The sequence below is a fragment of the Cutibacterium nasicola genome (assembly GCF_051303185.1).
GTDB lineage: Bacteria > Actinomycetota > Actinomycetes > Propionibacteriales > Propionibacteriaceae > Cutibacterium.
The window spans coordinates 200,440-227,190 of the sequence record NZ_JBPPGE010000004.1 but is presented as its reverse complement, the minus strand read 5'-3'; the positions used below and the strand labels follow the sequence as shown (position 1 = coordinate 227,190).

Below are 26,751 nucleotides of genomic sequence, written 5' to 3'. Positions count from 1 at the left end.
GTCCAACACCGAAACCGTCCCCATCATTCCCACAACTGCGAGATTTTCACCAAACGTGCCCGAAATGGCTGATGTGAGGTGCCTTGAGTATGGCCTGACAACCTGATTTGATGAGTGCCGTGACTGAATTCACTGGTCCTTCGCCCGTCGCACACCCAGGTGGTTCGACGCCCCCGACAACTCCGAGGACGAGCGACCCAGCCATCAGGATTGAGGGGCTGACCAAGAGATTCGGCACCAAGGTTGCCGTGGACAACCTGACGATGTGGGTCCCGCGCGGATCAATGTTCGGCTTCGTCGGTCCGAACGGTGCCGGCAAGACGACGACCCTCTCGATGGTCACCGGACTGCTACGTCCTGACTCCGGGCGCATTGACGTGCTGGGCCACGACGTCTGGGCTGATCCGGCCGCCGCCAAGGCCCGGATGGGGGTACTCCCCGACGGCATGAAGACCTTTGACCGTCTCTCTGGCCGAGAGTTGCTGCACTTCTGCGGGATGCTGCACCGGATTGACGAGGCCACCGTCAACGAACGCACCGACAGACTCCTCGACACGTTCGGGCTGACGGAATCCGCAAACACCCTGGTCTGCGACTACTCGGCCGGCATGGCCAAGAAGATTGGTCTGGCCTGCGCCCTCATCGCCGACCCAGCACTGCTCGTCCTCGACGAGCCCTTGGAGTCGGTCGACCCGATCTCCGGCCAGACGATTCGCGCTGTCCTGCGTCACTTCGTCGACGGTGGCGGCACGATCGTCATCTCCAGCCACGTCATGGAGCTCGTCGAATCCCTGTGCGACTCGGTAGCCGTCATCGCGAAGGGACAACTTCACGCCATTGGGAGCATCGACGACGTCCGTCAGGGCAAGTCCCTGCAGGACAGGTTCGTCGAGCTCGTCGGCGGGAACGCCAACACCGGGGAGGGACTCACGTGGTTGCACAAGTCCTGAAGTACCAGTGGCGAACCACCCTCGCTCCCTTCCGTGAAGGCGCCAAGACACAGGAGACGGTTGGGCTGCTCTTTCTCATCTTGATGGCCCTGTTCCTTGGTGGGAATTACGTGCTCTACGTGTCTGCGACCGGTCGACTTGGCGTCGACCTCCGCGGAGCCACCACCTCGGCCGCAGGGGCTTCGCTGATGATCTTCTGGATCGTGCTGCCGGTACTTTTCGGTGCTCAACCGATCTACACCGACCCCTCGCGATACGCCATCTTTCCCAAGCGTGCTCGGGAACTGATGCCTGCGTTCGTGACAGCTGGTCTGTTGGGCATGGGAGGAATCGTCACCCTGGTCGCGGCAGCGTCACATGTTTTCGCATGGTCCAGCGCGGGCGCTGCTTCGGTCGTTGCGGCCATGGTCGGTGTCCTCCTGGGATGGTCCGACGCCATGATCGCGTCGAATCTCTTGCTGGCCGCGATGTCGGCGGTGCTGGCCAAGCGTCGATTCCGCGAGGCCATGATGGTCCTGCTCGTGCTCCTGTGCTGCGGATTGAGCGTCGGGATGCAGTTCGTGACAAGGACTGGTGCGACGACCAATGTAATTCCGGGCAACGTCGGACGAATCGTCGGCTGGACCCCGTTGGGGTGGGCCTGGTCGATGCCGTGGGAGGCTGCCAGCGGCACGTGGCTGACACTCATGGCCAAGCTCGTCCTCAGCATCGCTGGTCTTGCGCTCATGGTGTGGGCTTGGCGAACCATCGTTGACCATCGCCTCGTCTCGCCAACCGGAGATGGTGGCGGCGCCGAGAAGGTCAAGGCCGAAAGCTGGATTGATCGCATGTTTCCAGCCACCCCGACCGGTGCGATTGCCGGACGCACCCTGCGCTACATGAAGCGCGATCCCCGGATGGTGTCCCTGCTGCTCAACACCTTCCTCATCCCGGTCCTCGGGCTGGTCCCGATGCTCATCAATGGCGGGGACGAGATGAGCGGCACGACGTCAGCCCTCGTCTTCACCGCGCTCCCCTTCATGATCATGCTGTGTGCAGTGCCGCTCTACGCGGGTTCACTCATCAGCTATGACGGGACGGCCTTGTGGCATCACATGGAGGCGTCGGTCACCGGTGCGCAGGATCGACGCGGTCGCGCGATTGCTTACCTCGTCGTCACGATGCCGGTTGGTTTGCTGCTGGCACTTGTCATGGTGTGGCGGTGCGGTCAGTGGGAGCTGCTGCCGGTGGTGGTCGCCGAAGCTTGGAGCGCCTTACTGCTCTCGACGGGGATCGGCTCGTGGATGGGTGTCGTCAATCCGGTGCAGGTGGCTGACAACCGCAAGGGGAGCGGGTTCAACTCCGGCTCCGGACCGTCGGCGGGTGCTGGCTGCCTGGGGTTGCTCATCGGCATGGTGGCAGGAGTCATCACCGCCATCCCGATCGTCCTGCTCGTGGCGCTGGTAGGGGTGACGGACAACTCGTGGTGGAGCATCCTCCTGACCTTCGTCCTCGGGCTGGGGTGGTCCCTCATGGTGCTGCACGTCGGGATCATCATGGGCGGGCGGCAACTTGACCGCGGCTGGGACGAGGTGCTGAGAAAGGTCACTCCGGTGGCGTGAGCTGTGGTGCCGATTCTGCCGAGGACTCGCCAAATTGGGCACGTCGGGAGGCTCGGCGCAGCACCCGTAGTATCGGACCGCCCAGCAGCGCCAAGCAGATGACGTTGGTGATCGCGCGTCCCAAGTTCCAGCCCATGGACGTTGCGACGTTGAACAGCACGAAGTGCCACAGGTTGGTCAACGCAGACGCGCGTGGGTCGAAGGAGAGTTGGGTGCTGGTCCCCAGGTTGAACGGCCAGAAGGCGAAATCCATCAGCCAGCCGTAGATGAAGGCGGAGATGAATCCCCAGCTGCACAGCCATGCTACTTCGGCTCTTCCCTTGGCGCGAGGGAGGATTCCTGCTCCCAGCCCGACGAAGCCCGAGGCGATCATCTGGTATGGCAGCCACGGTCCGAAGCCTGCCGTGAGCAGGGCGGACGCGAACATCGTCGTCGTACCGAGGACGAATCCAAATCCTGCGCCGAACACCCTCGCGCCGAGAATCATGAGGATGAAGACGAAGGAGATACCGGCCATAGATGGGCTGAGGGTTCGTAGTGCGGCCCCACAGGCGGTAAGGACGCCGATCATGGCGAGGGCCTTGACGTCGATACCGTCCGAACTGAGTTGGGACACCACTACCGCGAGAACCACCGGCAGGATGGCTGCGAAGAGAAAGGGGGTGCGCGTCTCGTAGTCGGCCGAGCTGCCGGGGTCGAGGAACAGCGGCCAGCAGAAGGCCAGCAACCCCATGAGCGCGGTGACGACGAGCAGCACCCGCGATGTCGTTGACGTGCGAACGGCGACGTTCTGCCTCTGTCGGTTGCTCATCGGCCCACACCTCCCGAGTTTTCCACGAGCCTCTTGACGTCGGCGATCGTCATGACGTCGGCCGGGTGGAAGACCTTGGCGATCTGTGGGCTGAAGGCCGGTGAGGAGATGCACACCGAGCGCGTGGATCCGTCGGCCACAATGTGGCCGGTTGCCATGACAATGGTGCGGTCAGTCGTTGCTGCCGCGAATTCCACGTCATGGGTGGCCAACAGGACGGCGGCAGGAGCTCCGGTGGCACCGGCGGCGATGTCCTTGACGATTCTCGCCAGCTCGTTCTTCATGGCGTAGTCGAGGCCACGGGTGGGCTCGTCAAGGAGGAGGACGTCAGGGCGGCTGGACAACTGGATCGCGAGCACGAGGGCCAGCCGCTGCCCCTCCGACATGTCACGAGGGTTGCGATCCTCCGGTAGTCCTGCACCCAACTGGGAGAGGATGGCCCGCGTGGTTCCCTCGGGAACCTCGGACTCCTTGTCGGCCTGGGCGCACTCCTCGGCCACCGTCGGCAGGTAGAGCAGGTCAGCGGCGGACTGGGGAACCAGGCTCACCATTGTCCGCGCAGTCTCGGCGTTGGCCTTGCGCGGGTCGGTCCAGGACCCGTCATGGTTGACGAGGACCTTTCCTGAGGACTTCGTCGCCCCCTGGATGGCCCACATCAGCGATGACTTGCCCGACCCGTTTCGCCCCATGAGGCAGGTGACGGTTCCGCGACCCAGAGTCGCGGTCATGGCGTCAACGGCATGAACGTGGCCGTAATCGACACCAACTTTCTCCAGCCACAGCACCTCGTCACCGTCGCCCTGCCACGTCATGGCCTCGGAAGGGTGTGGTGCTTTCGGGAGGTTGGGGTGCGTGCCGACGCGACGACGGGCATCGCGCACTGACAATGGGACGGTCGGCCATCCCAAGGTCCGTCCCAGCGCGGCCAGGGGCGGGACGACATCAGCGTGAGCCAGGACCTCTTCCGGATGACCCTGCACGACAGACCCGTCACCGGGGAGCCACCAGACGGTGTCGGCGGCATGCATGACGCGTTCCAGCCGGTGTTCGGCCAGCACCACCGTCAGCCCGACGTCATGGACGAGCGTGGTGATGGAGGCAAAAACGTCCTGGGCTGCGGTGGGATCCAGCGCGCTGGTGGGTTCGTCGAGGACGAGGATGCGAGGCTGGGCAGCAAGTACCGCGGCGATGGCCACCCGCTGCTGTTGACCGCCTGACAGGCCCAGCAAGGCCCGACGCCGCAGGTCGGCGATCCCCATGAGGTCCAGGGTCTCCTCGACCCTCTTGCGCATCACCGACGGGGAGATCCCCAGCTGTTCCATGCCGTAAGCGATCTCGTCCTCGACGGTGTCGGTGACGAATCCGTTGACCGGGTTCTGCCCAACGATCCCGATGACGTCAGCCAGGTCGCGGGGACGATGTATGCGGGTATCCCGTCCGGCCACCGTCACGGTGCCGTCGAGACGCCCACCGGTGAAATGGGGGACGATCCCGTTCAGCGCTCCCAACAGGGTTGACTTGCCGGTGCCAGTACGCCCGACGACCAGCGCCAGATCACCCTCCTGGACGGTGAGGTTGATGTTCCTGAGGGTCGCAGCCGTGGCACCGGCGTGGGTGATCGACACATCCGACAGGGTGATGACATCAGTCATGGCTTGCGCACCTGATCTTTCCGGGATTTCCACGCGACCGCCTGCTCCGGGTCGGTTGACGTGGATCGTTGAGGCGCCGGGGTGAACACCCCGGGAAGGGCAACCGCAACCACCACGATGAGCATGGCCGGTTCCAATGGCGGCCAGACCACCGGCGAGGTGGAGACGGTGATGGCCTTCGGGTTGGCCTGGGACAGCCAGATCATGGCGATCATCGCGACAGCCCCACACAGGCATGACGTAGTGGCCTGCCAGGTCCAGGGATCCGGGCGGTAGCGGCTCACACCGAGACGACGCCCGGAGATCCGTAAGCCGATGATCGACCCGACGGTCCCAACGACGATGAGCACGATGCCGATGTGTTGGCCCATCCGGTCGGCCAGGAACCACGAGCACAGGCTCCCGGGGGCACAGGTCGACGGGTCGGTGCCGAAAGATCCTGTCGGGTTGGCGAGAATCCCGTAGCAACCCAGGGTCAGCACCATCACCGACAGGACGAGCAGAGTCCGTGTGCCAGGGCGGACCCTCCGGTCGTCACGGGTGCGACCGTATCCACGTGACTCCATTCCACGGGCCAGGGACATCGAGGTCTCCACCGAGTCCTCGAGTACGGGGACGAGCACTGCGGCGAGGGCCCTCATTCCTTTCTTGGTGTCACCGCGCAGCCTTCGGGCCCGTCTGACTCGTTGCACCGACGCGATGAGTTGAGGAAAGACCGACAGGGCGATGACGATGGCCACCGAGACGTCATGGAGGGCGGCCGGGACCGATTTGAGGACTCGTCGTGGGTTGGCCAGGGAGTTTGCGGCACCGAAGCAGATCAGCATCCCGGCCAGGTGAAGGGCGTCGAAACTGGTGGCAGCCAGGCCCTCAGCGGTGACCGGTCCACCGAGCCGGATCCCGGCTGCCCAGTCGGGCAGGGAGACCTCGGGTAGCCGGAAGAGGACGGTTCCTGTCCCGTCTCCTCCTATCAGAACTTGGAAGAACACCCGGATGACGACGACCGTCAGGGCCATACCGGCGTAGACACCGGCAGAACGGGCCCAGGGTTCGTCGGTGCGACGCAGGGTGACGACGAGAGCCACGGCCGCCGTGACGAGTACGACGAGAAGGGGATTGTTGGTGAGGCTGATGGCGATTCCGCAGCCGGCCGCCCAGCCCCACCACGACCATGGGTGGACTGTCCGGGTGCTGCCGTGCGTCGTGGCAGAAGGATTCTCGACGACCGGGTCGGCCGTCCTCGTCACCAATCTCGACACAGCTCAGCGCCGGTCCCAGTCGTCGTGAGGCACGGCTACCCTTCCTATCATCACCACATCAGTCTACGACGAGCTCAGGCGTTGACGTCGATGACCCGGAAACCCTTTGCGGAGGCTACCCGGGCAGCGTCGAAACCTTGGTCGCACAGCCAGCGGGTGAGAGAGTCCGCACCGAGGTTCTTTCCGACGACGAGGTGCGCTACTCCCTCGTCGGTCAGCCGTGACAGCCAGGTCGTCAGCATCTCGTGCAGGATCGGCTTGCCGACGCGGATCGGCGGATTGGACCAGATCTCGTCGAAGCGCAGGCCCGGATCGACCTCCTCGGGACGGCAGGCGTGGACGCGGTCGCCGACCTCGAGGGCTTTTGCATTGCGGTTGGTGAGGTCGATGGCGAGGTCATTGACGTCGACCGCGACGACCTCTGACCCGCGGCAGGCCCGTGCCAAGGCGCAGGCGATGGGTCCGTACCCGCATCCCAGGTCGAGGAAGGTGCCGTCGGAGGGTGGGGGAGTGATCTCGCGCATGAGGACGGCGGTCCCCGGGTCGAGGCGTGTGCCGGAAAACACTCCACCGGCGGTCGTCATCGTCATGGAGCCGTCCCAGACGTTGACGGTGATGGTGCGGGTCTGCACCGGCTTCTCGGGGGTCGTGAAGTAATGACTGGGCGCGTGGCTATCGCGGTGGGATTGGCTCATCAGTCCTCCCAACAGGTGTCGCAGATTTCGTCGTGGCTTCGACGGGAACGGGCTTGGGCAGCACGCACTGCAAGGTCGCCCTCGGACGGGTAGCCAACCTCCTCCAGGGTGAGACCGCAGGCTGGCATGACGAGCACTGACGACGCCCGCGACGTGCTGGCGGCGACCTCGTCGAGCCAATGCTGGTCGCGGCGACCTGAGGCGACGGTTGTCAGAGCGCCAATGAGGGACCTGACCATGGAGTGGCAGAAGGCGTCGGCCCGGACGCTCACCTCAACGGTTCCGTACGGGCCGTTGACACGCTCGGCGCGACACTCCAGAAGGGTGCGGATGGTCGTGGCTCCCTCTCGGTACTTGCAGAAGGCGGCGAAGTCGCGAAGCCCGAGAAGGGATTCTCCGGCCGTGTTGAGACGGTCAAGATCGAGGTGCCCCCGTACGGACGCCACGTGGAATCGCGTCAGCGGATCGGGTCGGGAGCCCTCGTCCCACAGCCGGTAGACGTAACGGCGCCACAGGGCCGAGAAGCGGGCGTCGAACTCGTCTGGGACAGGACGGATGGACGTGACGACGACGTCAGAATCGAGGACCCGCGCCAACCGGCGCAGCATCGAGGAGGTGTCGACGTCGTCGGGGAGATCGACGTGGGCCACCTGGCCTCGGGCATGGACACCGGCGTCAGTCCGCCCAGCCACCGTCAGTGGGGTTGGCCCGTCGAGCCGGAGCACTCGGGGAATCCATGTCTCCAATTCCCCCTGCACGGTGCGACGATCCGGTTGTGCCGCCCATCCTGAGAAGTTCGCCCCGTCGTAGGCGATGTCCAGACGCCAGCGGGTCATGACTCGTCCACGCGACGCCAGGTGAGGTCGTGGACGGTTCGCCCGGCCGCCAGCCCCTTTTTCTCGTAGCGGGTCACCGGACGCTCCTCCCAACGCGGACTGAAGCCGTCAGGCCCCGCAGTGACTGATTCGAGCAGCGGTTCTGCCGACAGCACGTCGACCATCCAGGTGGCGTAGTCGTCCCAGTCGGTCGCCAGACGCCACAGACCGCCGGGGCGTAGTCGTGACGCGACCAGACGGGCCACGTCGGCGTTGACGATGCGACGTTTGTGGTGGCGCTTCTTGTGCCACGGATCAGCGAAGAAGGTCCAGATCTCGTCGACCTGACCGGGCTCGACGAGGTGGTCCAGGCCGGCCGTCGCGTCGGCGAGGACGAGGCGCGCGTTCGTTGCTCCGGCGGCATGGAGCTTGGTGAGAGCGCTGGCGGCTGAGGGCAGGTAGACCTCGAACCCGATGAAGTCACGCTCGGGGTGGGCTGCGGCGAGGGTGGCCAGGACGTCGCCGGATCCGGTCCCGATCTCGAGGGTGAGTGGGGCGACGCGTCCGAAAATCGTCGGCAGGTCGAGTCGGGCGTCAGGCGCGACGGACGTGCTGGTGGTGTCACGAGGAACGTCGATCATGTACGTGCTGGCCAGGGTGTCCATGGCGCGTTGCTGGGAGACGTTCATGCGGGGGGACCGGCGGACGAAGGAGACGACGCCGCGTCGTGCGCGGTCACCCGAACGATGTGCACCGGCTGAGTGGGCGTCGGAGTATTCCGCGGTAGTGGACTGCGGGTAGGAAGAGTCGCTCCCGGATGGGGAGTCGAGGTCGTCGGTCATGGGCACACATGCTAGGCGATTGCGCCGACAGCAGGTGCGGATGAATTTGCGAAGGTCTGTGTTTTGGAATTTCCAACGTTGTGGAAAGCATGAATATCTGAATGTTCAGCGCATCAAAAGATAAACAGTCAATTCGCTAATTCGAGACGTGTTCTTCCTTGTCAGATGCGACTCTGAGATGAGGCTTACCTTGCTTGTGAACGCTGTTTTGAGTGTCTAGCATTGGCAGTGTCAGACACGCGGTGGTCATTTATGAAAGGTTTCGACATGTCTACCGCAACTCCCGTTGTTTCCTGCAACCGCACCGCTTGTGCCTTCAATGATTCCGGCTGTACCGCCTTCGCGGTGACGGTCGGTGGAACCGCCGGAAAGCCCACCTGCGCAACCGTTGCTCACCTTGACGCTCGCGCCGGCCTTTCCTCGACTGACGGGCGCGTTGGTGCCTGCCATCGCATCGAGTGCATCCACAACGACAAGCTTCTGTGCACCGCCAAGGAGGTCACCATCAGTGACGCTGCGGCTTGCACGGCATACCAAGCGCGCTGAGTCAGGCGTAGGCGTCTTGCCTGTTGAAGGGATGATGCCCTGACGCAACTGACCGCCGTGGTTCAGGCGTGGGCCCCCTCGGGGGAGAGAGGGCCCACGCTGTCGCGGATCCGGCTGTCAGACACGCGTAGGGCGTACCGGACCCGAGTTCATCAGGGGGAGTCGCGCAACAGCGGCCCCGAGTTCATACAGCGACGTCACGTCCCGGTCCAGAGGAATGAACACCACCCCCGTTTGATCGGGGTTGACGTACATGAGAGTCAGCCCGGTGCGGTCAATGTCGGCGCAGAACACCCTTCCCACGGTGTGAGGGCATGCGTGGTGGGTGGCTCGCGACCAGCAGGTGCAGCCCGGCAGGGCTTGTTGTCTCACCGCATCGCACAGCTTCGACAGGTGGAAGTCGCCAATGGAGGCGACGACGTCAAGGGCTGACAACTCGTCATCAGTGGACGGGAATACCTCGTCATTGGGCATGTCGGCGATGAGGGTGGGGATGTCGATCTCGGCGCTTCCCGCGGCGTCGTGCAGGATGGCCTGGCGTGGGTCAATGATGCCGACGAGGCCATCGTCGAATCCGGTTATCAGTGACACCTCACTCGGCAACACGTCGGTGGCCAGCAAGTGATCGACCTGGTCGGTGCTCAACCAGGTGACGGTTCCGAGGATGTGGAGGGTGGCCGCCAGCAACCGGATTGCAGGTTCTGGGGCGTCCTTGGAAATCTCCAGGTGAACGTCGGTCGGTACGCCAGCAGGAATCTGGCAGAGCGACTGTGTTGGGTGGGACCGCATCGCGACGACGAATCGCCCCGACGCTGTGACTCCGTGAGCCTGCAGGTCGCACGTCCACTCGTCGGGGTGACCGTTGGCCGAGATCATCGTGTGGGCGACCATCGTGGTCATGCCCGCGCCGCCGAGTATGCGCCGCGCGAGAGAAGAGCTGCGTTGTGGCAAGATCGATGCGATGTGGGCCTCCAGATCTGAGGCCGCGCCGTCGTTGGTGTTGCCGGTGGCAGTCATCGTCACATCCCTTCGGTTTAGGCGAGCCTAATCTAACATGAAGGGACTATGGGGGGATGAGCCGGGGGTCAATTTGTTGGAAGGTCCCGTGGTGATGGCGAGAACTTGTGGGGTTCGTGCCATCTGGAGTGGCAGGGGACCTCAATCTTGTCGGGAATTCCACGAGCTGACCAGTATGAGTCATCGGTGGTAGTGGCGGGCCTGAGTCCAGTGGGTGTGGGTGAGAACGACCAGCATCAGGCGGGAACGATGCCAGCCATGATCTGGCGCAGGACGTGTTCGGGGAATACCGTCCGAGGGCGGTGCCGCCGGTGAAGGTGGGAGGCAAGCCAGTCCAGCACAAATTGTGGGTGTTGCCTGATCATGGTGGGAGTGGCGTGGAGGATCTTCCAGCCCGACCGGTCGAGGTTGGCTGAACGCATCATCGTGTTCTCGTAGCCGTCGATCGTTCCGTGTATCACCCGGCCGTCAATCTCCACGGCGACCTTTTCGGCTTCGAAGGCCTTGTCGAGGATGTATCGGCGATCCCCGGCTCGCACTGCATGATTTGGCTTCACGCCAGTGATGCCGACGGCTCGTATCAACCTTCCGAATTCCAGTTCGGGGATCGACCAGGACCTGAGGTTGATGTCGGCGAGGGCGGACGCGATCTGATGTCGGCTGAATCGCCAGGACAAGCTGGATCGCGAGGTTCGACACGACTCCGGGCTCACCAACCCCTGTCGGAGTGCCTCACAGACCCATGCCCAGTCCCCGCGGATTGCCAGGAGGAGCACTGACACCTCGGGCTCCACGACCCACATGCCATGTCTGTCTGTCACGTACCGACGGGGGACTCGCCACCGGTGGACACGGATGCCCTCCCGTTCAATTGAGCGGGTACGTGAGTAGGCCTCGACTTCCTTCACGGCATCGAGACCGTGAAGGTACTCGCCTGGTGGTTTCAACCCCTGCATGACGAGGGCGGCCTTGCCGATGAGTACGGCATCCCGGTGCCACAGGTGCACCCCTTTGATCCGTACTCTCGGGTCACGTGCAACTGTTGCCGGGGACACCACACCGGGGAGTATCCGCACCGCATTCCCGGCGGCTACCGCCCGGTCTGCTTGTCCTCGCAGGTGGCTAAATCGATGGATGCGGGCCACTCCGCCGTTTGCGCGCCATTCGAAGCCGAGTTCGTTCATACCCTCAGTTGTCGCCTGAGGTTCTGAAATCCGTCACCCTCGGTGAAATCTGTGGACAAGAGTGTGGGGGCACTCCAACATCTCTGTGGAAAACTTCTGAAGGGCGCTTCTGGCTGCTACCACTGGTGGCAACCAGGCCGCGACCTCACGGCATTACCTCGCGGTTTGGGGGTGAGGGGCATGGGCCGGGGGGTGGATGCGCCTCGGGGAATTGGGGTACCGGCGGGGCCTTGATGTCGGTGACCAGAGGAGCGCACGCCCTACCGCCTCCAGTTTGAACCTCGGTGTGCAACCCGTGTATGCTTCTGCCGTTGCCCTCGAGCAAACGGGAGTTGGCCGCCGCGGTCGCTCCGTCTGTCCGACACAGCGATGTCGTGATGCGGTTCCGATCTCCGGCGTGTCACGTCGTCGAGTGGAGGAATCGCCCGCAGAGCACCACCACGTTGCAAGATCCCTGTGCGTGATCTCACGCATGGGACCGAGTTCGAGAAGGTACCTGTGACCACCTACAGCCCCAAGGCCGGCGAGGTGCAGCGCAATTGGTACGTCATCGACGCCGAGGACATCGTCCTGGGCCGTCTGGCCACCACCGCTGCCACCCTCCTGCGCGGCAAGCACAAGCCGCAGTACGCCCCCCACATCGACACCGGTGACTTCGTCGTCGTCGTCAACGCCTCCAAGATTGCGCTGACCGGCAAGAAGGCCACTGACTCGCTGCGTTACGACCACTCCGGTCGTCCGGGTGGCCTGCGCGTCACCAGCATAGGCGAGATGCTCGAGAAGGACCCGCGCCGCGCTGTCGAGCGCGCGGTGTGGGGCATGATGCCCAAGAACAAGCTGTCGCGTCAGCAGCTCAAGAAGCTGAAGGTCTACGGCGGCCCTGAGCACCCGCACGCTGCGCAGAACCCGCAGCCCTACGAGATCACCCAGATCGCCCAGTGATCGTCCACGAAGGATTGTGACAGTGACTGACACCGCAACCGAGAACCTCGAGAACACCGAGGTCACCCCGTTCATCGAGGGCGACCGTGAGATCGCCTACCGCACCGACTCCACCCCGGCCGTGGCCGCTGGCGAGTCCAATCGCCCCGCCATGATCGCCGCTGGTGCTGCCACCGGTCGCCGCAAGGAGGCCATCGCCCGCGTCCGCATCATCCCCGGCTCCGGCCAGTGGAAGATCAACGGCCGCACTTTGGAGGACTACTTCCCGAACAAGGTCCACCAGCAGATCGTGACCGAGCCCTTCACCACCGCTGGTGTTGAGGGTGCCTACGACGTCATCGCCCGTATCGGCGGTGGCGGCATTACCGGCCAGGCTGGCGCACTGCGTCTGGGCATCGCCCGCGCGCTCAACAACGTTGACGCCGAGGCCTCCCGCCCCGCCCTCAAGAAGGCCGGCATGCTGACCCGTGACGCCCGCGTCAAGGAGCGTAAGAAGGCCGGACTCAAGAAGGCCCGTAAGGCTCCGCAGTACTCGAAGCGTTGATCTGGTCCTTTCCCAGAAACTCGGGGCGGCTCTCCCATGGTGGAGGGCCGCCCCGAGGCGTTTCTCGACCCACCCCCGGCTGTCGACGAGCGGAATGTTCCTGCGACGCGCGTGGATTTCCTGGGAAGTTGCCGACCCGCTGCCACGTCTCGTGGCAGCACCCCAGGTACCTGTCAGCATCTCCACGGGTGATCGGAGGAGGCTCGAGGACACCCCCCGACGCCAGTGTCGAATCCCCCGATCCTGGCAGGCTCGGCGGGTATTTCGTTCACTTGGCGTGAGCGGTGGGTAGAGTGGTACTTCGTGGCACGACTTTTTGGAACTGACGGAGTACGCGGCGTGGCCAACCAGGACCTCACCGCCGAACTGGCCCTCGACCTCTCGGTTGCGGCCGCCCACGTCCTGGGTGAGGCTGGCGCCTTCGGGCACCGCCAACCCACCGCGTTGGTAGCACGTGACCCTCGCGCCTCGGGCGAGTTCCTTGAGGCGGCCGTATGCGCCGGTTTGGCAAGTGCAGGTGTTGACGTCCTGCGCGTGGGCATCATCCCGACTCCGGCTGCGGCTTACCTCGTGAACGAGTACCGCACCGACCTCGGCGTCATGCTGTCAGCCTCCCACAACCCCATGCCTGACAACGGCATCAAGTTCTTCTCGCGCGGCGGTGTGAAGCTCCCCGACGACCTCGAGGACGCCATCGAGCAGCGTATGGGTGAGCCGTGGGCTCGACCCATCGGCGACAAGGTGGGACGCATCCGTTACACCCCACAGGCCGTCGACACCTACGTCGACCACCTGGTGCGTTCACTGCGCCAGCAGGACACCCTCAAGGGGCTCAAAATTGTCCTCGACACCGCCAACGGCGCCTCCTACTACACCGCCTCGGCGGCCTTCAGGGCCCAAGGGGCGGAGGTCATCGCGCTCCACGACCAGCCTGACGGTCTCAACATCAACGAGCGCTGCGGTTCCACTCACCCGGAGAAGTTGCAGGTCAAGGTCGTTGAGGTTGGGGCCGACATGGGCCTGGCCTTCGACGGCGATGCCGACCGCTGCCTGGCCGTCGACCACGAGGGCAACATCATCGACGGCGACCACATCATCGCCATCCTCGCCCTGGCCCTCCAGGAGGACCATCGTCTGGCCTCCAACACCGTCGTCGCGACGATCATGAGCAACCTCGGCCTCATTCTGGCGATGCGTGAGCACGACATTCACGTCGACCAGACCAAGGTTGGTGACCGCTACGTGCTCGAGTCGATGAACGCGAACGGGTTCTCGCTCGGCGGCGAGCAGTCCGGTCATGTCATCATGAGCGAGTTCGCCACCACCGGTGACGGCGTCCTCACCGGTCTGCATCTGTCGGCCCGTGTCGCCCGCACTGGCAAGACCCTCAAGGAGCTGGCGTCGGTGATGACCCGCCTGCCGCAGGCCCTCGTCAACGTACGCGGGGTCGACAAGCTTCGTGCCGGCATCGACCCGGACGTCAACAAGGCGGTCGCCGACGCCAACCAGAAGCTCGGTGACACCGGGCGCGTCGTGCTTCGCCCGTCGGGCACCGAGCCGGTCGTGCGGGTCATGGTCGAGGCTGTCACCCAGGAGGAGGCCGACCAGATCTGCTCCGAGCTGGCCAAGACCGTCAAGACCTGCCTGGCCCTGTGAAGCTCTGATCGTGGCATTGTTCCGTCGCCGCCCTGATGCCGACCTGCCCGGTCTGGACGTCGGGGCGGCGAATTGTCTGCGTGGCATGGTCGAGGAGTCCTTGGCAGCCATGGGGATCGACGCGAGGGTTGAGGGCGATCATGCGGTGACTTCCGTTGGTGACATCCCCTTGGCCCCCATGGTCGACGAGCTCGACGGTCATGATCGCAGGGACTGGCAGGTGGTCGTTGACGAACTCGTCACGCGCATGGTGCGCTCCCTTCTCGACGGGGCGACCCGCCTGACCGACGCCACCCTCGCTGACCACGTCGTCGTGAGGATCGTGGGAGATCGGGAGCGAGCCGGACGCAGTTTCGATTACGCGCGTCCTCTGGTGTCGCCCGCGACGGGGTCCCCGATTCCCGGACTCCTCGTCGCCCTGGCGTGGCTGAACGACGAGGTCGAGCTTCTCAATGACGCGGCTCTGGCCGAGATCGACGATCTGGACACCGCTTATCGTCTTGGCTCAAAGAGGCTGGCAACCGTATTGACCGACGATCTCGACGTCACCCGGCACGGAAACATCATGACCGTCGCGGGGTCGTCCTGGTTGGTGTCCTCCTGGCTCCTCGTGCCCGAGTTGGGACAGCCCGTCGCTGACGAATTGGGACATGACGTCCTCGTCGGGATCGAGTCCCCGGACAAGGTCCTCATCTCGGCGATCAGCGACGCACACGAGCTCGATTCGGCCGTGTCGCCGTCGCGAGTCGCTGACCCCTTCGCCTGGCACATCGGCTGAACAGTCACCCAGGCGGATCGGGGTGACCCGGTGTGGCTCAGACCTTCCGAATCCACACGTTGCGGACCTCGTGGTCGGGGCCCTTGTGAAGGATCGCGGTGGCGCGGCCGCGGGTGGGTAGCACGTTCTGAACCAGGTTTGGGCCGTTGATGGTGTCCCAGATCTCCCTGGCCACGCAGATGGCCTCGTCGTCGGGCATGCGCGCGTAGTCGCCGAAGAAGGAATCCGGATCGGTGAACGCGGTCTGGCGTAGGGTCAGGAATCTGTTGATGTACCACCGAATGATGTCGGTCTCCTCAGCGTCGACGTACACCGAGAAGTCGAAGAAGTCGCTCAGCGCCAGTCCCATCGTCCCGCTGCTGCGACGACGCGGTGGCTGCAGGACATTGAGGCCCTCGATGATGAGGACGTCAGGTTGACGGACGACGAGCTGTTGACCGGGGACGATGTCGTAGGTGACGTGGGAGTACACCGGGGCCGTGACCTCGGGCATCCCGGACTTCACGCCGACGACGAATTTCAGCAACGCCTTGCGGTCGTACGACTCCGGGAATCCCTTTCGCGACAGCAGGCCGCGCTCCTCGAGAACCTTGTTGGGGTAGAGGAATCCGTCGGTTGTCACCAGATCGACGATCGGACGACGGGGGGATCGTCCCATCAATTCCTGCAAGAGGCGGGCGACGGTTGACTTGCCGACCGCCACCGACCCAGCGATCCCGATGATGAACGGGGTACGCCGCATGCCATGGCGGGTGAGCTGCAGAAAGGTGTTGGAGGCGTCGAAAAGGGCGCCGGTGTGCATGCAGTACAGGTGGATGAGCTGAGTCAGCGGGCGGTACACCTCAACGACGTCGCGGTGGCTCGTGGGGTCGCCAAGACCGCGGATACGATCCAGGGTGGCCTCATCAATGTCGATCTCGGTGGACTCGGCAAGGGCGGCCCAGGACTCCCGCGACAACTCGATGAATGGACCTGGTTCGGTGTTGTCGTCGTCTGCGGGAGCAGGTGGGGTGAGATTCACGGTGGACACCTCATCGTGGCTGTGTATGACGTCGAACGACTGTACTCATCCGAGGGCACCGTGCACAGTCCAATGCGTGGACGGCGCAGCCCTGCAAGGCTGCGCCGTCAGTGGTGAGAACGAACAGGATCAGCCGAGGAAGGGCTGTGGGGCGCAGACCACGGGCTTGGCCTGGTCAGGGTCCAGGGCGTTGACGGCCATCTGGTACACGTTGGTGTCGTAGGTGAAGTTGACATGGCTGGCGTGGTCAGCGTGGCAGGTGTTCTGAACGAGGATGTTCTTGACGCCGGGCTCGTACAGGAAGGCGTTGGTGAACGGCACCACGACGTCGTCGTAGCGGCCTTCGATGACTGTGTACTTGACGCCGGGGCGGGTCACCGGGCCGTTGCCGTACAGTTCCTTGTTGAAGCGGGACGAGCCGAGCTGCTGTTCGTAGCTGGCGATGTTGGCCTTGGCGAAGGCGCTCTCGATCTGCTCGTGTGTGGCCTCGTCAACGGCCTCGTTGACGAACTTGGAGACGGCCTTCGGGCCGACGCCGTGGTTCGACGGGGCGAGGGCGATGAGCTTGTCGACCTTCTTGTCGCCGCCGAGCTTGGTGATGTAGTAGTTCGGCAGCGGGCCGCCACCCTGGGACCATCCGATGATGTCGACCTTCTTGGACCCGGTGGCCTCGAGAACGCGATCGACGAAACCGGCAACGGCCTTGGCGGAGACTCGGATGTCACCGGTGTAGGCGAAGTTCGGTAGCAGCTTCAGTCCGTTGAAGTTGGGGGAGAAGACGCAGTAGCCGAGTTTGGTGAGCTTCGGGGAGTACATCGACCAGGATGCGTAGGCGTCGGAGTTCGTGCCGGGCAGCAGGACGACGGGGTTCTGGCCCTCGCGCGGCTTGCAGCCGAAGTCGTTGGCTCCCTGGGGATTGGTACCAGGGTGGGCCAGGGCGTAGATGGAGGCCGGGTAGGTGAACAGCTTGCGGGGCCCGTCACCAGCCGACGGAACACCGTCCGGGCTGCCAGGCATGGTGATCTCGGGCGGAACCGAGGTGTCGGCTTCGGCGGCATGCGCCGGGGCAGTCGAGATGGCCGCGAAGGCGGTGGCCACGACGGTGGTCAGGGAGGTCAGGACTGCTGCGAACTTCTTTGATCTCATGCGTTGTTTCCTCAATCATGCGTCGGTGCAGGATGTGCAAGAACCTATGAGTCGGCAGGGTCATGGGAGATGGGTATCCGTGAACCAGGCTATTTGTGCAAATCGCGAGGTCATCACACGTTCAAATGTTCAGGCGTTGCGGTTCGCCACCCGCTCATGATTCATGTACGTTTCTTGCCATGTGCGGAATCGTTGGTTACTGCGGTCATCGACAGGCCGAGCGCGTCATCATCGACGGGCTCCGGCGTCTCGAATATCGAGGATATGACTCAGCTGGATTGGCGGTCGTGGCAGATGGGGGCCTGCATCGGGCCAAGAAGTCAGGCAAGTTGACCAATCTTGAGGCAGAGCTCGCTGCTCATCCGCTCCCGGAGTCCAATCAGGGCATCGGCCACACCCGCTGGGCGACCCACGGTGCCCCGACTGACGAGAACGCCCACCCTCACCTGTCCTTCGACGGTCGGGTCGCGGTCGTCCACAATGGCATCATTGAGAACTTCGCCTCGCTGCGTGCCGAGCTCCAGGGACAGGGCGTCACCTTCACCTCGGAGACGGATACCGAGACTGCAGCGCACATGCTCGCCCTGCACATGCAGCAGGGTTCCTCCCTGGCTGAGGCTATGGGCGCGGTGGCCTCCCGACTCGAGGGCGCCTTCACCCTCGTCGCCATCAGTGCCGACGCCCCGGACACCGTCGTGGCTGCTCGTCGCAACTCCCCGCTGGTCGTCGGGCTGGGACAGGGGGAGAACTTCCTGGCCTCCGACGTCGCCGCCTTCATCGAACACACCCGCGAGGCCCTCGAGCTGGGTCAGGATCAGGTCGTCGTGCTGACCTCCGAGGATGTCACTGTCACTGACTTCGACGGTCATCCCAGCCAGGCCCGCCCCTACCACGTCGACTGGGATCTGTCGGCGGCTGAGAAGCAGGGCCACGACTGGTTCATGCGCAAGGAGATCTTCGAGCAACCGCGCGCTGTCGCCGACACCTTGCTGGGTCGCTGGTCCGACCGAGGCGAACTGGTCCTCGACGAGATCCGCATCTCTCCGGAGGATCTGCGACGCATCACCAAGATCGTCGTGGTGGCATGCGGGTCCTCCTACTACGCCGGCATGGTCGCGAAGTACGCCATTGAGCACTGGACCCGCGTGGCCTGTGAGGTCGATCTGGCCAGCGAGTTCCGTTACCGCGACCCGATCATCGATCCGACGACCCTGGTCGTGACGATCTCCCAGTCCGGCGAGACCGCCGACACCCTCATGGCCATTCGGCACGCTCGTGAGCAGCATGCCAAGGTCATCGCCATCTGCAACACCAATGGTGCGACGATTCCGCGTGAGTCCGACGCCGTCATCTACACCCACGCCGGCCCGGAGATCGGCGTCGCGTCGACCAAGGGATTCCTCACCCAGGTGGTTGCCTGCTACTTGCTGGGCCTCTACCTGGCTCAGGTGCGTGGCATGAAGTACGGCGACGAGATTCGCGGCGTGATGTCCGAGCTCGATCAGATGCCGGGCAAGATTCAGGAGGTCCTCGACGAGATCGAGCCGGTCTACGAGCTGGCCCGGGTCATGGCCAAGGAGGAGGAAGCCGTCTTCTTCCTGGGCCGCCACGTCGGTTACCCGGTGGCCCTGGAAGGCGCGCTCAAGCTCAAGGAGATCGCCTACATGCACGCCGAGGGCTTCGCCGCTGGCGAGCTCAAGCACGGCCCGATCGCCGTCATCGAGGAGGACACCCCGGTCTTCGTCGTTGTGCCTCCGAAGGGTCGCGACCAGCTTCACGACAAGGTGGTGTCCAACATTCAGGAGATCCGTGCCCGCGGTGCCCGGACAATTGTGCTCGCCGAGCGTGGTGACGACGACGTCAAACCATTCGCGGATACCTTTGTCGAGCTGCCGGCGTGCTCGACCCTGCTGCAGCCCTTGGTGGCTGCCGTGCCGTTGCAGGCGTTTGCCTGTGAATTGGCAACGGCCAAGGGTCACGATGTTGATCAGCCACGGAACTTGGCGAAGTCGGTCACCGTGGAGTGATGTCTGCACGAGTTCGCCCCCGGAATCCGGGGATTCCGGGGGCGATGTGCGTTGTGCCTGAGACGTCAGCGGGACGGTTGCTCCTGGTGATCGGCCTCGTCGAAGTTGAAGATCTGCAGGAATGTCCTCGCGCGCTCGCTCGTCGGGTTGGTGAAGAACTGGTCCGGTTTCGAGATCTCGACGATCTGTCCGGCGTCCATGAAGACGATTCGGTCGGCAATGGCTCGCGCGAAATCCATCTCGTGAGTGACGAGAACCAGGGTCATGCCGTCTCGGGCAAGCTCGAGGACGACGTCGAGGACCTCGTGGACCATCTCGGGATCCAGGGATGCCGTCACCTCGTCAAGGAGGACGACCTCTGGCTCCATCATGAGTGCTCGCACGATCGCCACGCGCTGCTTCTGGCCACCCGAGAGCTGGCGGGGAAGGGCCGAGGCGCGGTCGAGCAGCCCGACGCGGTCGAGCAGTCGGCGGGCGCGTCCTCGCGAGACCTCCTTGGGCTCGTGCTTGACGAGTCGGGGGGCCAACAACAGGTTGTCCTCGACGCTCAGATGTGGGAACACCTCGTAATTCTGGAAGACCATGCCGACGCGTTCGCGTATCTGGCGCAGCCCCGACGGGGTGTACTCCAGGGCCTTGCCGTCGAAGGTCACGGTGCCCGAGTCGATCGTCTCGAGGCCGTTGATGGTGCGCAGCAGGGTCGACTTGCCGCAGCCGGAAGGGCCGACTATGACGACGACCTCGGACCGGGCGACGTCGAGGGAGACGTCACGCAGGGCCGTCACCCCATTGGCATAGGTCTTGGTGACCCCCTCGAGGGTCAGGTGGTGATCTGTCATGACAGCGCCATCTTCCTTTCGAGGTGACGGGAGTACATGGAAATGACGAAGCAGACGGCGAAGTACAGGAAGAAGACCGTCCCGTAGATCCACAGCGCGGCGTCCGGGTGATCGAAACGGTTGCGATCGATGATCGCCTGGGCCACCTTGAGGATCTCGACGACACCGATGAGGCAGACGAGGGCCGTCGTCTTGATCATGCGGGTGACGAGATTGACCGTCAGTGGCACGAGCTGGCGAAGTGCCAGCGGCATGACGATGTGTCGTCGTACCGCACGGTCAGACATGCCGAGGGCTTGGGCGCTGACGATCTGGTGATGGGGTACCGCCGCGATGGCTCCACGCACGAGGTCGCCCATCTCCGCAGTGCCCCACAGGGTGAAGACGATGATCGCAGCTGCCTCGCCACTGACGTCGAGGCCGGCCACTTGAGCCATGTCGAAGTAGACGACGAAGAGCAGCACGAGCTGGGGGAGCAGCCTCAACGCCTCGACGTAGCCACGAGTCAGGATTCGCACCCACAGATGCCGGGAGTCCATGACCAGCCCGAGTGGGAGGGCAAGCGCGATGGACAACACCATCGAGACGAGGGCGATCCGCACCGAGACCCACAGCCCCTGTAGCAGCAGGACCCAGGTCTGGGGATCAAGCAGTGGCTGCATGACGACGTGTCCTCCTCTCGAGGTAGCGGCCCAGCAGGGCGATCGGGATGAGGATGAGCAGGTAGAACACGACGAGGAGGAAGAGAGCCTCGGTCGTCGTGTAGGAGTTGCCGATCTGTTCCTTGGCCCGATAGACGAGGTCCGGCAGGGCGACGACGGACACCATCGAGGTCTCCTTGACGAGGAAGATGGTGTTGGCGGTGAGTGCCGGCATCGCGGTGGCCACCCCCTGGGGCGCCAGGACGTGGACGAAGGTCTGCCGGCGATTCAGTCCGAGGGCCGCGGCGCTCATGCGATGGATCTGGGGGATCTCGTCGAGGCCGGACCGCAGCGCCTCAGCCATGTAGGACCCGCCCAGGAACGTCAGTCCGACGATGGCGCAGGTCTCGCCGGACATGATGACGCCGACCTTCGGCAGGCCATAGAACAGAAAGAACAACTGGACCAACAGCGGGGTGTTGCGCGACAGCTCGACGTAGACGGCGACGATCTGGCGTACCACCGGGATGCGGAAGTACTGCACAGCCGCGCAGAGCGCGCCGAGGAGCAGTGACGCGAGGACACCGATGATGCCGATGCGAGCAGTGAGGGCGGCCGCCTCCGCATAGAGCGGGAGCGACCGTCCGATGACGTCGAAATCCATGTGATCTGACGTAGGGGGCGAGCCCTACTTCCTTCCACCTTCGATGACGAGCTGGTCGGGCTTGATGGTGTCGCCGTAGACCGGCTCCAGGGTCTTCTTGAAGTTCTGATGGAAGAACTTCTCCTTGCCGAGCGTGACGAGGTCGTCGTTGATCCACTTTCGCAGCGGGTCGTTGCCCTTGTGGACTGCCGGGGCGATGGTCGCCTTGTCGCCGAAGGAGGTGATACCGGTGACGAACTTGTCATTCTGGCGCGTGAATGCCACGGCCTCGGTGTTGTCGGTGATCCAGACGTCGCCGCGGCCATCGGCCAGGGCACTGGTGACCTCGGCGTATTGCTCGAACTTCGTCACCTTCCACTCCGGATGGTGTTCCTGGACCCAGGCATCCTGGCTGGTGCCCTTGACGACGAGGATCTTGGCGTGGTCGAGATCGGAGACCTTCGTGATCGGGTGGTCGGTCGGGGAGACGGCGCCGAAGGCCACCTGCATGTACGGATTGGCGAAGTCGACCTTCTTGGCGCGGTCTGTGGTGACGGTGAAGTTGGCAAGGATGATGTCAACCTTGCCCGACTCGAGGAACTCGACGCGGGATGCGGCGTCGACAGGGACCCATTCGAGCTTGACACCCATGTCCTTGGCGAGACGCTCGCCGTAGGTGATGTCGTAACCCTCGTAGGTGTTCTTGCCGGTGAGAGAGCCGAAGGGGGCCTTGTCAGCGAAGGTGCCGATGTGAATGGTGCCGTCCTTCCTGATCTGCTCGGGAGTGCGAGTACCGACGTTGCTTGCGGTCTCTGCGGAGTCTCCGGAGCTGCCTCCCACGTCAGGGGATCCACACCCGGCAGCGGCCACGACAGTCATCAGTCCGCACAACATGGCGACGACTGCGTGGGGGCGAGACCTGACAGTGGTGCGCGGGCTCGTGGCCTGGTTGTGACGCGTGATGCGGGACATGGGAATCTCCTGTTGCTGGTGACGTGTCCTCCAAGACTGGACTATCACATTGTCCTTGGGCTCTTCTGCCATTGTTGACGGTGTGAGATCGTCGTCCAACGGCGTCGTGAAGCCAAGAAAGTAGCTTGTTCATGGATCAAGAATTTTTTGAAAATGTCTTGTATTGAGAGATGTGCTCTCATCATGTAAGACTAGATGTCTGGTGAGCTCAGTTCAAGGTTGCTCGTTGCAATGATGTGCAGCGTCCAGCGCGTACCCTTGACGGGTGATCATGGCAATCGGGGTGGACGTCTGTGACGTCTCCAGGTGGGAGGCGGCTCTCAAGCGTCATCCGGGAATGGCCCGCAAGGTCCTCACCGACGCCGAGGTTGCGACGCCGTCACGCTCCCAGGCTGCCCGATTTGCCGCCAAAGAAGCTCTGTTCAAGGCGTTGGGTGGGGCAGACGGGCTGTCCTGGCAAGATTGCGAGGTGGTGTCCGACGGTGGCGTTCCGCAGTTCGAGTTGCGTGGATCCCTGGCACGACGGGCATCCGACCTGGGGGTGACGCGGGTGCATCTATCACTGAGTCATGACGCCGGCGTGGCTGTGGCCATGGTGGTGTGCGAGGGGTGACCCTCACGAGGGCCCACCCGGTGGCACCACGTCACCGAGCTGATGAGTGGTGAGGAGCAGGGGTGTTTGTCGACCCGCGAAGGACCGCACCCTGGGACAGGGTGTTCGGTGCGAGGAGCGTCATTCCGTGCAAGGTCCTTGATGACCTGCTGCGCCAAGGACCGTGCACCCGAGCTCAGTTGAGCCGGATGATCGGGGTCCCCAATGGCTCCATCACGAAGGCCGTCAATGTTCTGCTCGACTGCGGACTGGTGACGGCCGGGGAGATGACGACGTCTGCAGCGCGGTCCGGAATGGGGCGTCCGGGGGAGATCATCAATCCCAACAGCAGCCACGTGAGTCTCTTGGGGATGAAGATCCTGCCGACCTCGATCGTGGGATGTCGGACGAATCTCGCGGGCGATGTCGAACAATCGGAGACGATCGAGACGGGAGGTACCACTCGAGACCAGATTCTGACGGGATTGGTCCATGCGGCTCTTCGGCTCTCAAAGGAGAGCACCGTCATCGGGATCGGGGTTTCGATCGGAGGGATCGTCGGTACTGATCACGCCACCCTCCTGGTCAATGACTTGGTCGAGGCGGAGCCCGGGAGGATCCTTGACGGCCTTGCTGAGCGTGTGGGAGCCCCGGTGTACCTCGAGAATGATGTTCGATGTCTCGTTGCGATGGAACAACGAGTCGGGCTCGGTCGTCGAGCCTCCTCATTCAACGTCATCACCGTCGGAATGGGTGTCGCTGTCTGTGTCGTCGATCAGGGAGTCCAGGTGCGGGGAACGGGCGGCAAAGCTGGTCTGCAACAGCACCTCATGACGTATTCGCACACTCACGAGCGGTTGGTTCCTGCATCGCAGGTTCTCACGACCGACCCAATTCTGGCGCGAGCAGGGGAGCTCGGTCTGCCCACCGATGTCGATCAGTTGACGGCATTGGCCGAGACCGACGCGGATGCGGTGGCTGGACTGGGACGATACATGGCGGTCGGTTTGGCGCCGATTGTTGCGAATCTTCAGGCATTCACCGATCCACAAGCCTTGTTGGTCGGAGGTGAGCTCGGGCCAATTGTGGAGACCGGTATCCAAGATCTTGAGCGGGAGGTGGGACGCATCACCGGAGGATGCGTCCACCTTCCGCCTGTGCACTTCGCTGATTGGCATTTCGGTGACTGGGCCCGTGCAGCGGCGATGACCGCCTTGACATTGATACTGGCCCCCGAGCCCAGTTCGTGAGTGGGTCAATCAGCTATCGAATGGCTTTGTTCACGCGCTCATTCTGTGTGACGAAGACAGATGGCTCTTCCGTTCCCATCCACACCGAATCCAACGATGGCTGCAGGATGGAATCGACAGTGGCTGTGTTGTCGGCGATTGGATACAGCGCAGTTTCGCGACGTGTCACCCGATCGGTGAATGGCGTCACGTCGAGGCCATCCCTGTCGAAGGCCGCGATTGCTGCGTCGGTTCCCCGGGGCCGGGCCGGAAACACGATGGCGTCCTTTCCAATGACGACCTGGCACGCATCGGAGCCGAGATAGGACACGAGTTTTCCTGCTTCGGTCTTGTGCGTGGAACTCCGCGATATCGAGTCGCCGAGACCGTTGTACAACGAGACCGGATGGCCAGACGGTCCGCTCGGGAGGGGAGCGATGCCGAGTGTGATCCCCTCGAGATGGGCGTAGGTCTGAAGCATCCACGAGCCGGTGAGACTCATGGCGACCTTTCCGGACCCGAGCTGTTGATCACTGGTCACGCTCTTGCCGAACTGACCCATCTTGGGCATGTACCCCTTACGAGAGAGGCCGGTGTACCAACCGATGGACTTGATGAACCGGGGATCGTCGTATTGGAATCGAGTGCCCCACGTGGGCTTGTCCGTATGACGCCAACCGGTCGACAGGGCAAAGGGGGACCAGTTTGTCTGGCCGGCATAGTCGAAATACGGGTCAGTACCAAGCGCGTACTGCTTCACATGCGCCGGGTCGAACGTCGGGTCATCGCCTCGGCGTCCCTTGTCGTCGATGGTGAGCTTGGCCAAGATCTTCTCGAGGCTGCCCCCGTCATCTGGGTTCCAGGTCGCAGTTTCCAGTTCCTTCGTGGTCACTCCGGCGTCTTCGAGCTTCTTCTGGTCGTACATCAGGGCGATGGTGTCGTAATCCTTCGGCATCCCGTAGAGGTGTCCGTCGTCCCCGGTCCACAGGGATGTCAGACCGGGCATGAAGTCAGAGGGCTTGACCTTTCCAATGCTGTCCACCTCGTCCAGTGGTTGCAGGACGTTTCGGCGCATGAACTGCGGATAACGGCCGACATGGTCCGTGAAGACGTCGGGGGCGGTTCCGGCGACGAAGCTGGCGGTGAGCTTGGTCCAATAATCGCCCCATCCCATTTGGGTGATTCGAACCGAGATGTCAGGATTCTCTGCCTCAAAGTCGTGGATGCACTTCGCATAGGAGGGAAGCTGATTTGCGTCCCACAACCAGTAATCGATCTGGGCCTTGGCGGATGTCGTTTGGCTGCAGCCCGCACTCGCAGCAGTCATTGCGGCGGCGAGGGCAAGTGACGCGATTCGGGACCGAATCTTGCAAAAGTTCTTCTTGTGTTCCTTCATGATTGATGACTCACTTGATTCCGTTGAAGCCGATGGAGTTCACGATGCGCTTGGCAAAGCATGCGAACAGGATGAGCATCGGGAGGGCAGACACGAGAGTGGCGGACATGAGTCCTGACCAGTCGGTGCCAGACTGCGGGGACTGAGCCCTGAACACTCCGAGGGCGACGGTGAGGACGCGTGACTTGTCGGTGTAGGAGATCATCAGCGACCAGAAGTACTCGTTCCACGCCGTGATGTAGGTCAGGAGCGCGAGTGTGGCGATGGGGGCCGACGACATGGGAAGGACGAGCTGCCAGAACACCCGCGTCTTTGACGCGCCGTCAATGAGGGCGGCTTCCTCGACCTCGCGGGAAATGTTCATGAAGAACTGCCGGAGGAAGAACACTGCGAATGGGGAGATCAACAGGGTGGGAAGCATGATTCCCAGCAAGGTGTCGATGAGGTGCAGATGCTTCATGAGGACGAAGTTGGGCAGCAGGGTGAAGATCGATGGGATCATCATCGCTCCCAGGAAGATGGCGAAGACGGCGTCCCTGCCACGCCATTTCAGACGGGCGAAGGCATATGCAGCCATGGCACAACTCAATGTCTGCACGACAGTGATCACTGTTGCCACGATCACCGAGTTGAGGAGGTAGCGCCAGAAATTCATCGACGCTCCCGAACCGCCCTGTGCTACCGCGGTGGCGACATCCTGTGTGCCGAAGACACGCTCGAAGCCACCGAGATTCGTTCCCACTGGGAGAAGGGAATCGGGGTTGGTGGCGAGCATGTAATTGCTGGAGAGCGCAGTTCGAAGGATCCAGTAGAACGGGAAGAGCGTGATGAACAAGATGATGAGCATGAACGCCCAACCGATGATCCGTCCAATGGTCGGCCGCTTCTTGTGTGATCCTGAGGATGCGGCCTGAGCGGTCTTGGGTGATGCAATCGTGAGTGATGACATTGGT

The 26,751-nt window shown here is 63.3% G+C and carries 26 protein-coding genes; 10 read left to right on the top strand and 16 right to left on the bottom strand.

Translation table 11 applies throughout. The features are described 5' to 3' along the window. Positions 1-263 precede the first annotated feature (263 nt). The gene (locus ACSJJT_RS08445; protein WP_435917975.1) at positions 264-950 is read left to right on the top strand and encodes an ABC transporter ATP-binding protein; all 687 of its coding nucleotides are present in this window, start codon (positions 264-266) and stop codon (positions 948-950) included. Next, positions 932-2,551, top strand: a complete 1,620-nt coding sequence (locus ACSJJT_RS08440; RefSeq protein WP_435917881.1) for an ABC transporter permease — start codon at positions 932-934, stop codon at positions 2,549-2,551. Before ACSJJT_RS08445 ends, ACSJJT_RS08440 begins: the two co-directional genes overlap by 19 nt. Here ACSJJT_RS08440 and ACSJJT_RS08435 read toward each other — a convergent pair. From ACSJJT_RS08435 to trmB, 6 genes are all read right to left on the bottom strand, one after another. Then, positions 2,535-3,362 (bottom strand): ECF transporter S component, encoded by an 828-nt coding sequence (locus tag ACSJJT_RS08435; protein WP_435917880.1) that lies wholly within the window; start codon positions 3,360-3,362, stop codon positions 2,535-2,537. The two genes, ACSJJT_RS08440 and ACSJJT_RS08435, sit on opposite strands and share 17 nt — an antisense overlap. Further along, positions 3,359-5,014, bottom strand: a complete 1,656-nt coding sequence (locus ACSJJT_RS08430; protein WP_435917879.1) for an ABC transporter ATP-binding protein — start codon at positions 5,012-5,014, stop codon at positions 3,359-3,361. Before ACSJJT_RS08430 ends, ACSJJT_RS08435 begins: the two co-directional genes overlap by 4 nt. After that, positions 5,011-6,273 (bottom strand): energy-coupling factor transporter transmembrane component T, encoded by a 1,263-nt coding sequence (locus ACSJJT_RS08425; RefSeq protein WP_435917878.1) that lies wholly within the window; start codon positions 6,271-6,273, stop codon positions 5,011-5,013. The genes ACSJJT_RS08430 and ACSJJT_RS08425 overlap by 4 nt, the downstream gene beginning before the upstream one ends. A gap of 74 nt (positions 6,274-6,347) precedes the next feature. Then, positions 6,348-6,968: a class I SAM-dependent methyltransferase gene (locus ACSJJT_RS08420; protein ID WP_435917876.1), complete on the bottom strand. Its 621-nt coding sequence runs from the start codon at positions 6,966-6,968 to the stop codon at positions 6,348-6,350. Next, positions 6,968-7,804 (bottom strand): tRNA pseudouridine(38-40) synthase TruA, encoded by an 837-nt coding sequence (truA, locus tag ACSJJT_RS08415; protein WP_435917875.1) that lies wholly within the window; start codon positions 7,802-7,804, stop codon positions 6,968-6,970. Before truA ends, ACSJJT_RS08420 begins: the two co-directional genes overlap by 1 nt. Further along, on the bottom strand, positions 7,801-8,625 hold the full coding sequence (gene trmB, locus ACSJJT_RS08410; protein WP_435917874.1) for a tRNA (guanosine(46)-N7)-methyltransferase TrmB: 825 nt from the start codon (positions 8,623-8,625) through the stop codon (positions 7,801-7,803). Before trmB ends, truA begins: the two co-directional genes overlap by 4 nt. A 252-nt stretch (positions 8,626-8,877) precedes the next feature. Between trmB and ACSJJT_RS08405 the strand changes: the two genes are divergently transcribed. Beyond that, entirely contained in the window at positions 8,878-9,171 is a 294-nt protein-coding gene (locus ACSJJT_RS08405) for a DUF1540 domain-containing protein (RefSeq protein ID WP_435917873.1), read from the top strand. A 117-nt stretch (positions 9,172-9,288) separates the two neighbouring features. Here ACSJJT_RS08405 and ACSJJT_RS08400 read toward each other — a convergent pair whose 3' ends face one another. Both ACSJJT_RS08400 and ACSJJT_RS08395 read right to left on the bottom strand, forming a co-directional pair. Beyond that, positions 9,289-10,188, bottom strand: coding sequence for a hypothetical protein (locus ACSJJT_RS08400; RefSeq protein WP_435917872.1), 900 nt, complete (start codon positions 10,186-10,188; stop codon positions 9,289-9,291). A gap of 236 nt (positions 10,189-10,424) precedes the next feature. Then, positions 10,425-11,372: a putative endonuclease domain-containing protein gene (locus ACSJJT_RS08395; RefSeq protein WP_435917871.1), complete on the bottom strand. Its 948-nt coding sequence runs from the start codon at positions 11,370-11,372 to the stop codon at positions 10,425-10,427. Between the two features lie 498 nt (positions 11,373-11,870). Between ACSJJT_RS08395 and rplM the strand changes: the two genes are divergently transcribed. The 4 genes from rplM (at position 11,871) to ACSJJT_RS08375 (ending at position 15,292) form a co-directional block, all read left to right on the top strand. Further along, positions 11,871-12,314 carry a 50S ribosomal protein L13 gene (rplM, locus tag ACSJJT_RS08390; protein WP_435917870.1) on the top strand — a complete coding sequence of 148 codons (444 nt, stop codon included), beginning with the start codon at positions 11,871-11,873 and terminating at the stop codon, positions 12,312-12,314. Between the two features lie 22 nt (positions 12,315-12,336). Continuing rightward, a complete protein-coding gene (gene rpsI / locus ACSJJT_RS08385) occupies positions 12,337-12,858 on the top strand; it encodes a 30S ribosomal protein S9 (protein WP_435917869.1) in 522 nt (173 codons plus the stop codon). Between the two features lie 303 nt (positions 12,859-13,161). Next, complete coding sequence (glmM, locus tag ACSJJT_RS08380; RefSeq protein ID WP_435917868.1) at positions 13,162-14,514, top strand: phosphoglucosamine mutase; 1,353 nt, start codon at positions 13,162-13,164, stop codon at positions 14,512-14,514. A gap of 109 nt (positions 14,515-14,623) precedes the next feature. Then, complete coding sequence (locus tag ACSJJT_RS08375; RefSeq protein ID WP_435917974.1) at positions 14,624-15,292, top strand: hypothetical protein; 669 nt, start codon at positions 14,624-14,626, stop codon at positions 15,290-15,292. Positions 15,293-15,329: 37 nt separating this feature from the next. Here ACSJJT_RS08375 and coaA read toward each other — a convergent pair whose 3' ends face one another. Together coaA and ACSJJT_RS08365 are read right to left on the bottom strand one after the other, a co-directional pair. Next, on the bottom strand, positions 15,330-16,313 hold the full coding sequence (gene coaA, locus ACSJJT_RS08370) for a type I pantothenate kinase (RefSeq protein WP_435917867.1): 984 nt from the start codon (positions 16,311-16,313) through the stop codon (positions 15,330-15,332). Positions 16,314-16,442: 129 nt separating this feature from the next. Continuing rightward, positions 16,443-17,459: an esterase/lipase family protein gene (locus ACSJJT_RS08365; RefSeq protein WP_435917866.1), complete on the bottom strand. Its 1,017-nt coding sequence runs from the start codon at positions 17,457-17,459 to the stop codon at positions 16,443-16,445. A gap of 179 nt (positions 17,460-17,638) precedes the next feature. On the opposite strand from ACSJJT_RS08365, the gene glmS reads away from it, so the two are divergent. Further along, positions 17,639-19,486 carry a glutamine--fructose-6-phosphate transaminase (isomerizing) gene (gene glmS / locus ACSJJT_RS08360; protein ID WP_435917865.1) on the top strand — a complete coding sequence of 616 codons (1,848 nt, stop codon included), beginning with the start codon at positions 17,639-17,641 and terminating at the stop codon, positions 19,484-19,486. 65 nt (positions 19,487-19,551) lie between these two features. On the opposite strand, the gene ACSJJT_RS08355 is transcribed toward glmS, so the two are convergent. Genes ACSJJT_RS08355 through ACSJJT_RS08340 form a run of 4 tightly spaced genes read right to left on the bottom strand, consistent with a single transcriptional unit; the run spans position 19,552 to position 22,581 of the window. Next, the gene (locus tag ACSJJT_RS08355) at positions 19,552-20,325 is read right to left on the bottom strand and encodes an amino acid ABC transporter ATP-binding protein (RefSeq protein ID WP_435917864.1); all 774 of its coding nucleotides are present in this window, start codon (positions 20,323-20,325) and stop codon (positions 19,552-19,554) included. Continuing rightward, positions 20,322-20,987, bottom strand: a complete 666-nt coding sequence (locus ACSJJT_RS08350) for an amino acid ABC transporter permease (protein WP_435917863.1) — start codon at positions 20,985-20,987, stop codon at positions 20,322-20,324. Before ACSJJT_RS08350 ends, ACSJJT_RS08355 begins: the two co-directional genes overlap by 4 nt. Then, positions 20,971-21,630 carry an amino acid ABC transporter permease gene (locus ACSJJT_RS08345; protein ID WP_435917862.1) on the bottom strand — a complete coding sequence of 220 codons (660 nt, stop codon included), beginning with the start codon at positions 21,628-21,630 and terminating at the stop codon, positions 20,971-20,973. The genes ACSJJT_RS08350 and ACSJJT_RS08345 overlap by 17 nt, the downstream gene beginning before the upstream one ends. Positions 21,631-21,654: 24 nt before the next feature. Further along, the gene (locus ACSJJT_RS08340) at positions 21,655-22,581 is read right to left on the bottom strand and encodes a transporter substrate-binding domain-containing protein (protein WP_435917861.1); all 927 of its coding nucleotides are present in this window, start codon (positions 22,579-22,581) and stop codon (positions 21,655-21,657) included. A 265-nt stretch (positions 22,582-22,846) separates the two neighbouring features. On the opposite strand from ACSJJT_RS08340, the gene ACSJJT_RS08335 reads away from it, so the two are divergent. Then, on the top strand, positions 22,847-23,194 hold the full coding sequence (locus tag ACSJJT_RS08335) for a holo-ACP synthase (protein WP_435917860.1): 348 nt from the start codon (positions 22,847-22,849) through the stop codon (positions 23,192-23,194). 101 nt (positions 23,195-23,295) lie between these two features. After that, complete coding sequence (locus ACSJJT_RS08330; protein ID WP_435917859.1) at positions 23,296-24,423, top strand: ROK family protein; 1,128 nt, start codon at positions 23,296-23,298, stop codon at positions 24,421-24,423. Positions 24,424-24,436: 13 nt separating this feature from the next. Here ACSJJT_RS08330 and ACSJJT_RS08325 read toward each other — a convergent pair whose 3' ends face one another. After that, on the bottom strand, positions 24,437-25,798 hold the full coding sequence (locus ACSJJT_RS08325) for an ABC transporter substrate-binding protein (protein WP_435917858.1): 1,362 nt from the start codon (positions 25,796-25,798) through the stop codon (positions 24,437-24,439). A gap of 10 nt (positions 25,799-25,808) precedes the next feature. Next, positions 25,809-26,747, bottom strand: a complete 939-nt coding sequence (locus tag ACSJJT_RS08320; RefSeq protein WP_435917857.1) for a carbohydrate ABC transporter permease — start codon at positions 26,745-26,747, stop codon at positions 25,809-25,811. Positions 26,748-26,751: the final 4 nt, after the last annotated feature.

What these genes read in the sequence shown, in the direction of transcription:
- ACSJJT_RS08445 (WP_435917975.1), top strand. Translation starts at nt 264, where the DNA reads ATGTGGGTCCCGCGCGGATCAATGTTCGGCTTCGTCGGTCCGAACGGT.
- ACSJJT_RS08435 (WP_435917880.1), bottom strand. Translation starts at nt 3,362, where the DNA reads ATGAGCAACCGACAGAGGCAGAACGTCGCCGTTCGCACGTCAACGACA.
- ACSJJT_RS08430 (WP_435917879.1), bottom strand. Translation starts at nt 5,014, where the DNA reads ATGACTGATGTCATCACCCTGTCGGATGTGTCGATCACCCACGCCGGT.
- ACSJJT_RS08420 (WP_435917876.1), bottom strand. Translation starts at nt 6,968, where the DNA reads ATGAGCCAATCCCACCGCGATAGCCACGCGCCCAGTCATTACTTCACG.
- truA (WP_435917875.1), bottom strand. Translation starts at nt 7,804, where the DNA reads ATGACCCGCTGGCGTCTGGACATCGCCTACGACGGGGCGAACTTCTCA.
- trmB (WP_435917874.1), bottom strand. Translation starts at nt 8,625, where the DNA reads ATGACCGACGACCTCGACTCCCCATCCGGGAGCGACTCTTCCTACCCG.
- ACSJJT_RS08405 (WP_435917873.1), top strand. Translation starts at nt 8,878, where the DNA reads ATGAAAGGTTTCGACATGTCTACCGCAACTCCCGTTGTTTCCTGCAAC.
- ACSJJT_RS08400 (WP_435917872.1), bottom strand. Translation starts at nt 10,188, where the DNA reads ATGACTGCCACCGGCAACACCAACGACGGCGCGGCCTCAGATCTGGAG.
- ACSJJT_RS08395 (WP_435917871.1), bottom strand. Translation starts at nt 11,372, where the DNA reads ATGAACGAACTCGGCTTCGAATGGCGCGCAAACGGCGGAGTGGCCCGC.
- ACSJJT_RS08375 (WP_435917974.1), top strand. Translation starts at nt 14,624, where the DNA reads ATGGGGATCGACGCGAGGGTTGAGGGCGATCATGCGGTGACTTCCGTT.
- ACSJJT_RS08365 (WP_435917866.1), bottom strand. Translation starts at nt 17,459, where the DNA reads ATGAGATCAAAGAAGTTCGCAGCAGTCCTGACCTCCCTGACCACCGTC.
- glmS (WP_435917865.1), top strand. Translation starts at nt 17,639, where the DNA reads ATGTGCGGAATCGTTGGTTACTGCGGTCATCGACAGGCCGAGCGCGTC.
- ACSJJT_RS08355 (WP_435917864.1), bottom strand. Translation starts at nt 20,325, where the DNA reads ATGACAGATCACCACCTGACCCTCGAGGGGGTCACCAAGACCTATGCC.
- ACSJJT_RS08350 (WP_435917863.1), bottom strand. Translation starts at nt 20,987, where the DNA reads ATGCAGCCACTGCTTGATCCCCAGACCTGGGTCCTGCTGCTACAGGGG.
- ACSJJT_RS08345 (WP_435917862.1), bottom strand. Translation starts at nt 21,630, where the DNA reads ATGGATTTCGACGTCATCGGACGGTCGCTCCCGCTCTATGCGGAGGCG.
- ACSJJT_RS08340 (WP_435917861.1), bottom strand. Translation starts at nt 22,581, where the DNA reads ATGTCCCGCATCACGCGTCACAACCAGGCCACGAGCCCGCGCACCACT.
- ACSJJT_RS08325 (WP_435917858.1), bottom strand. Translation starts at nt 25,798, where the DNA reads ATGAAGGAACACAAGAAGAACTTTTGCAAGATTCGGTCCCGAATCGCG.
- ACSJJT_RS08320 (WP_435917857.1), bottom strand. Translation starts at nt 26,747, where the DNA reads ATGTCATCACTCACGATTGCATCACCCAAGACCGCTCAGGCCGCATCC.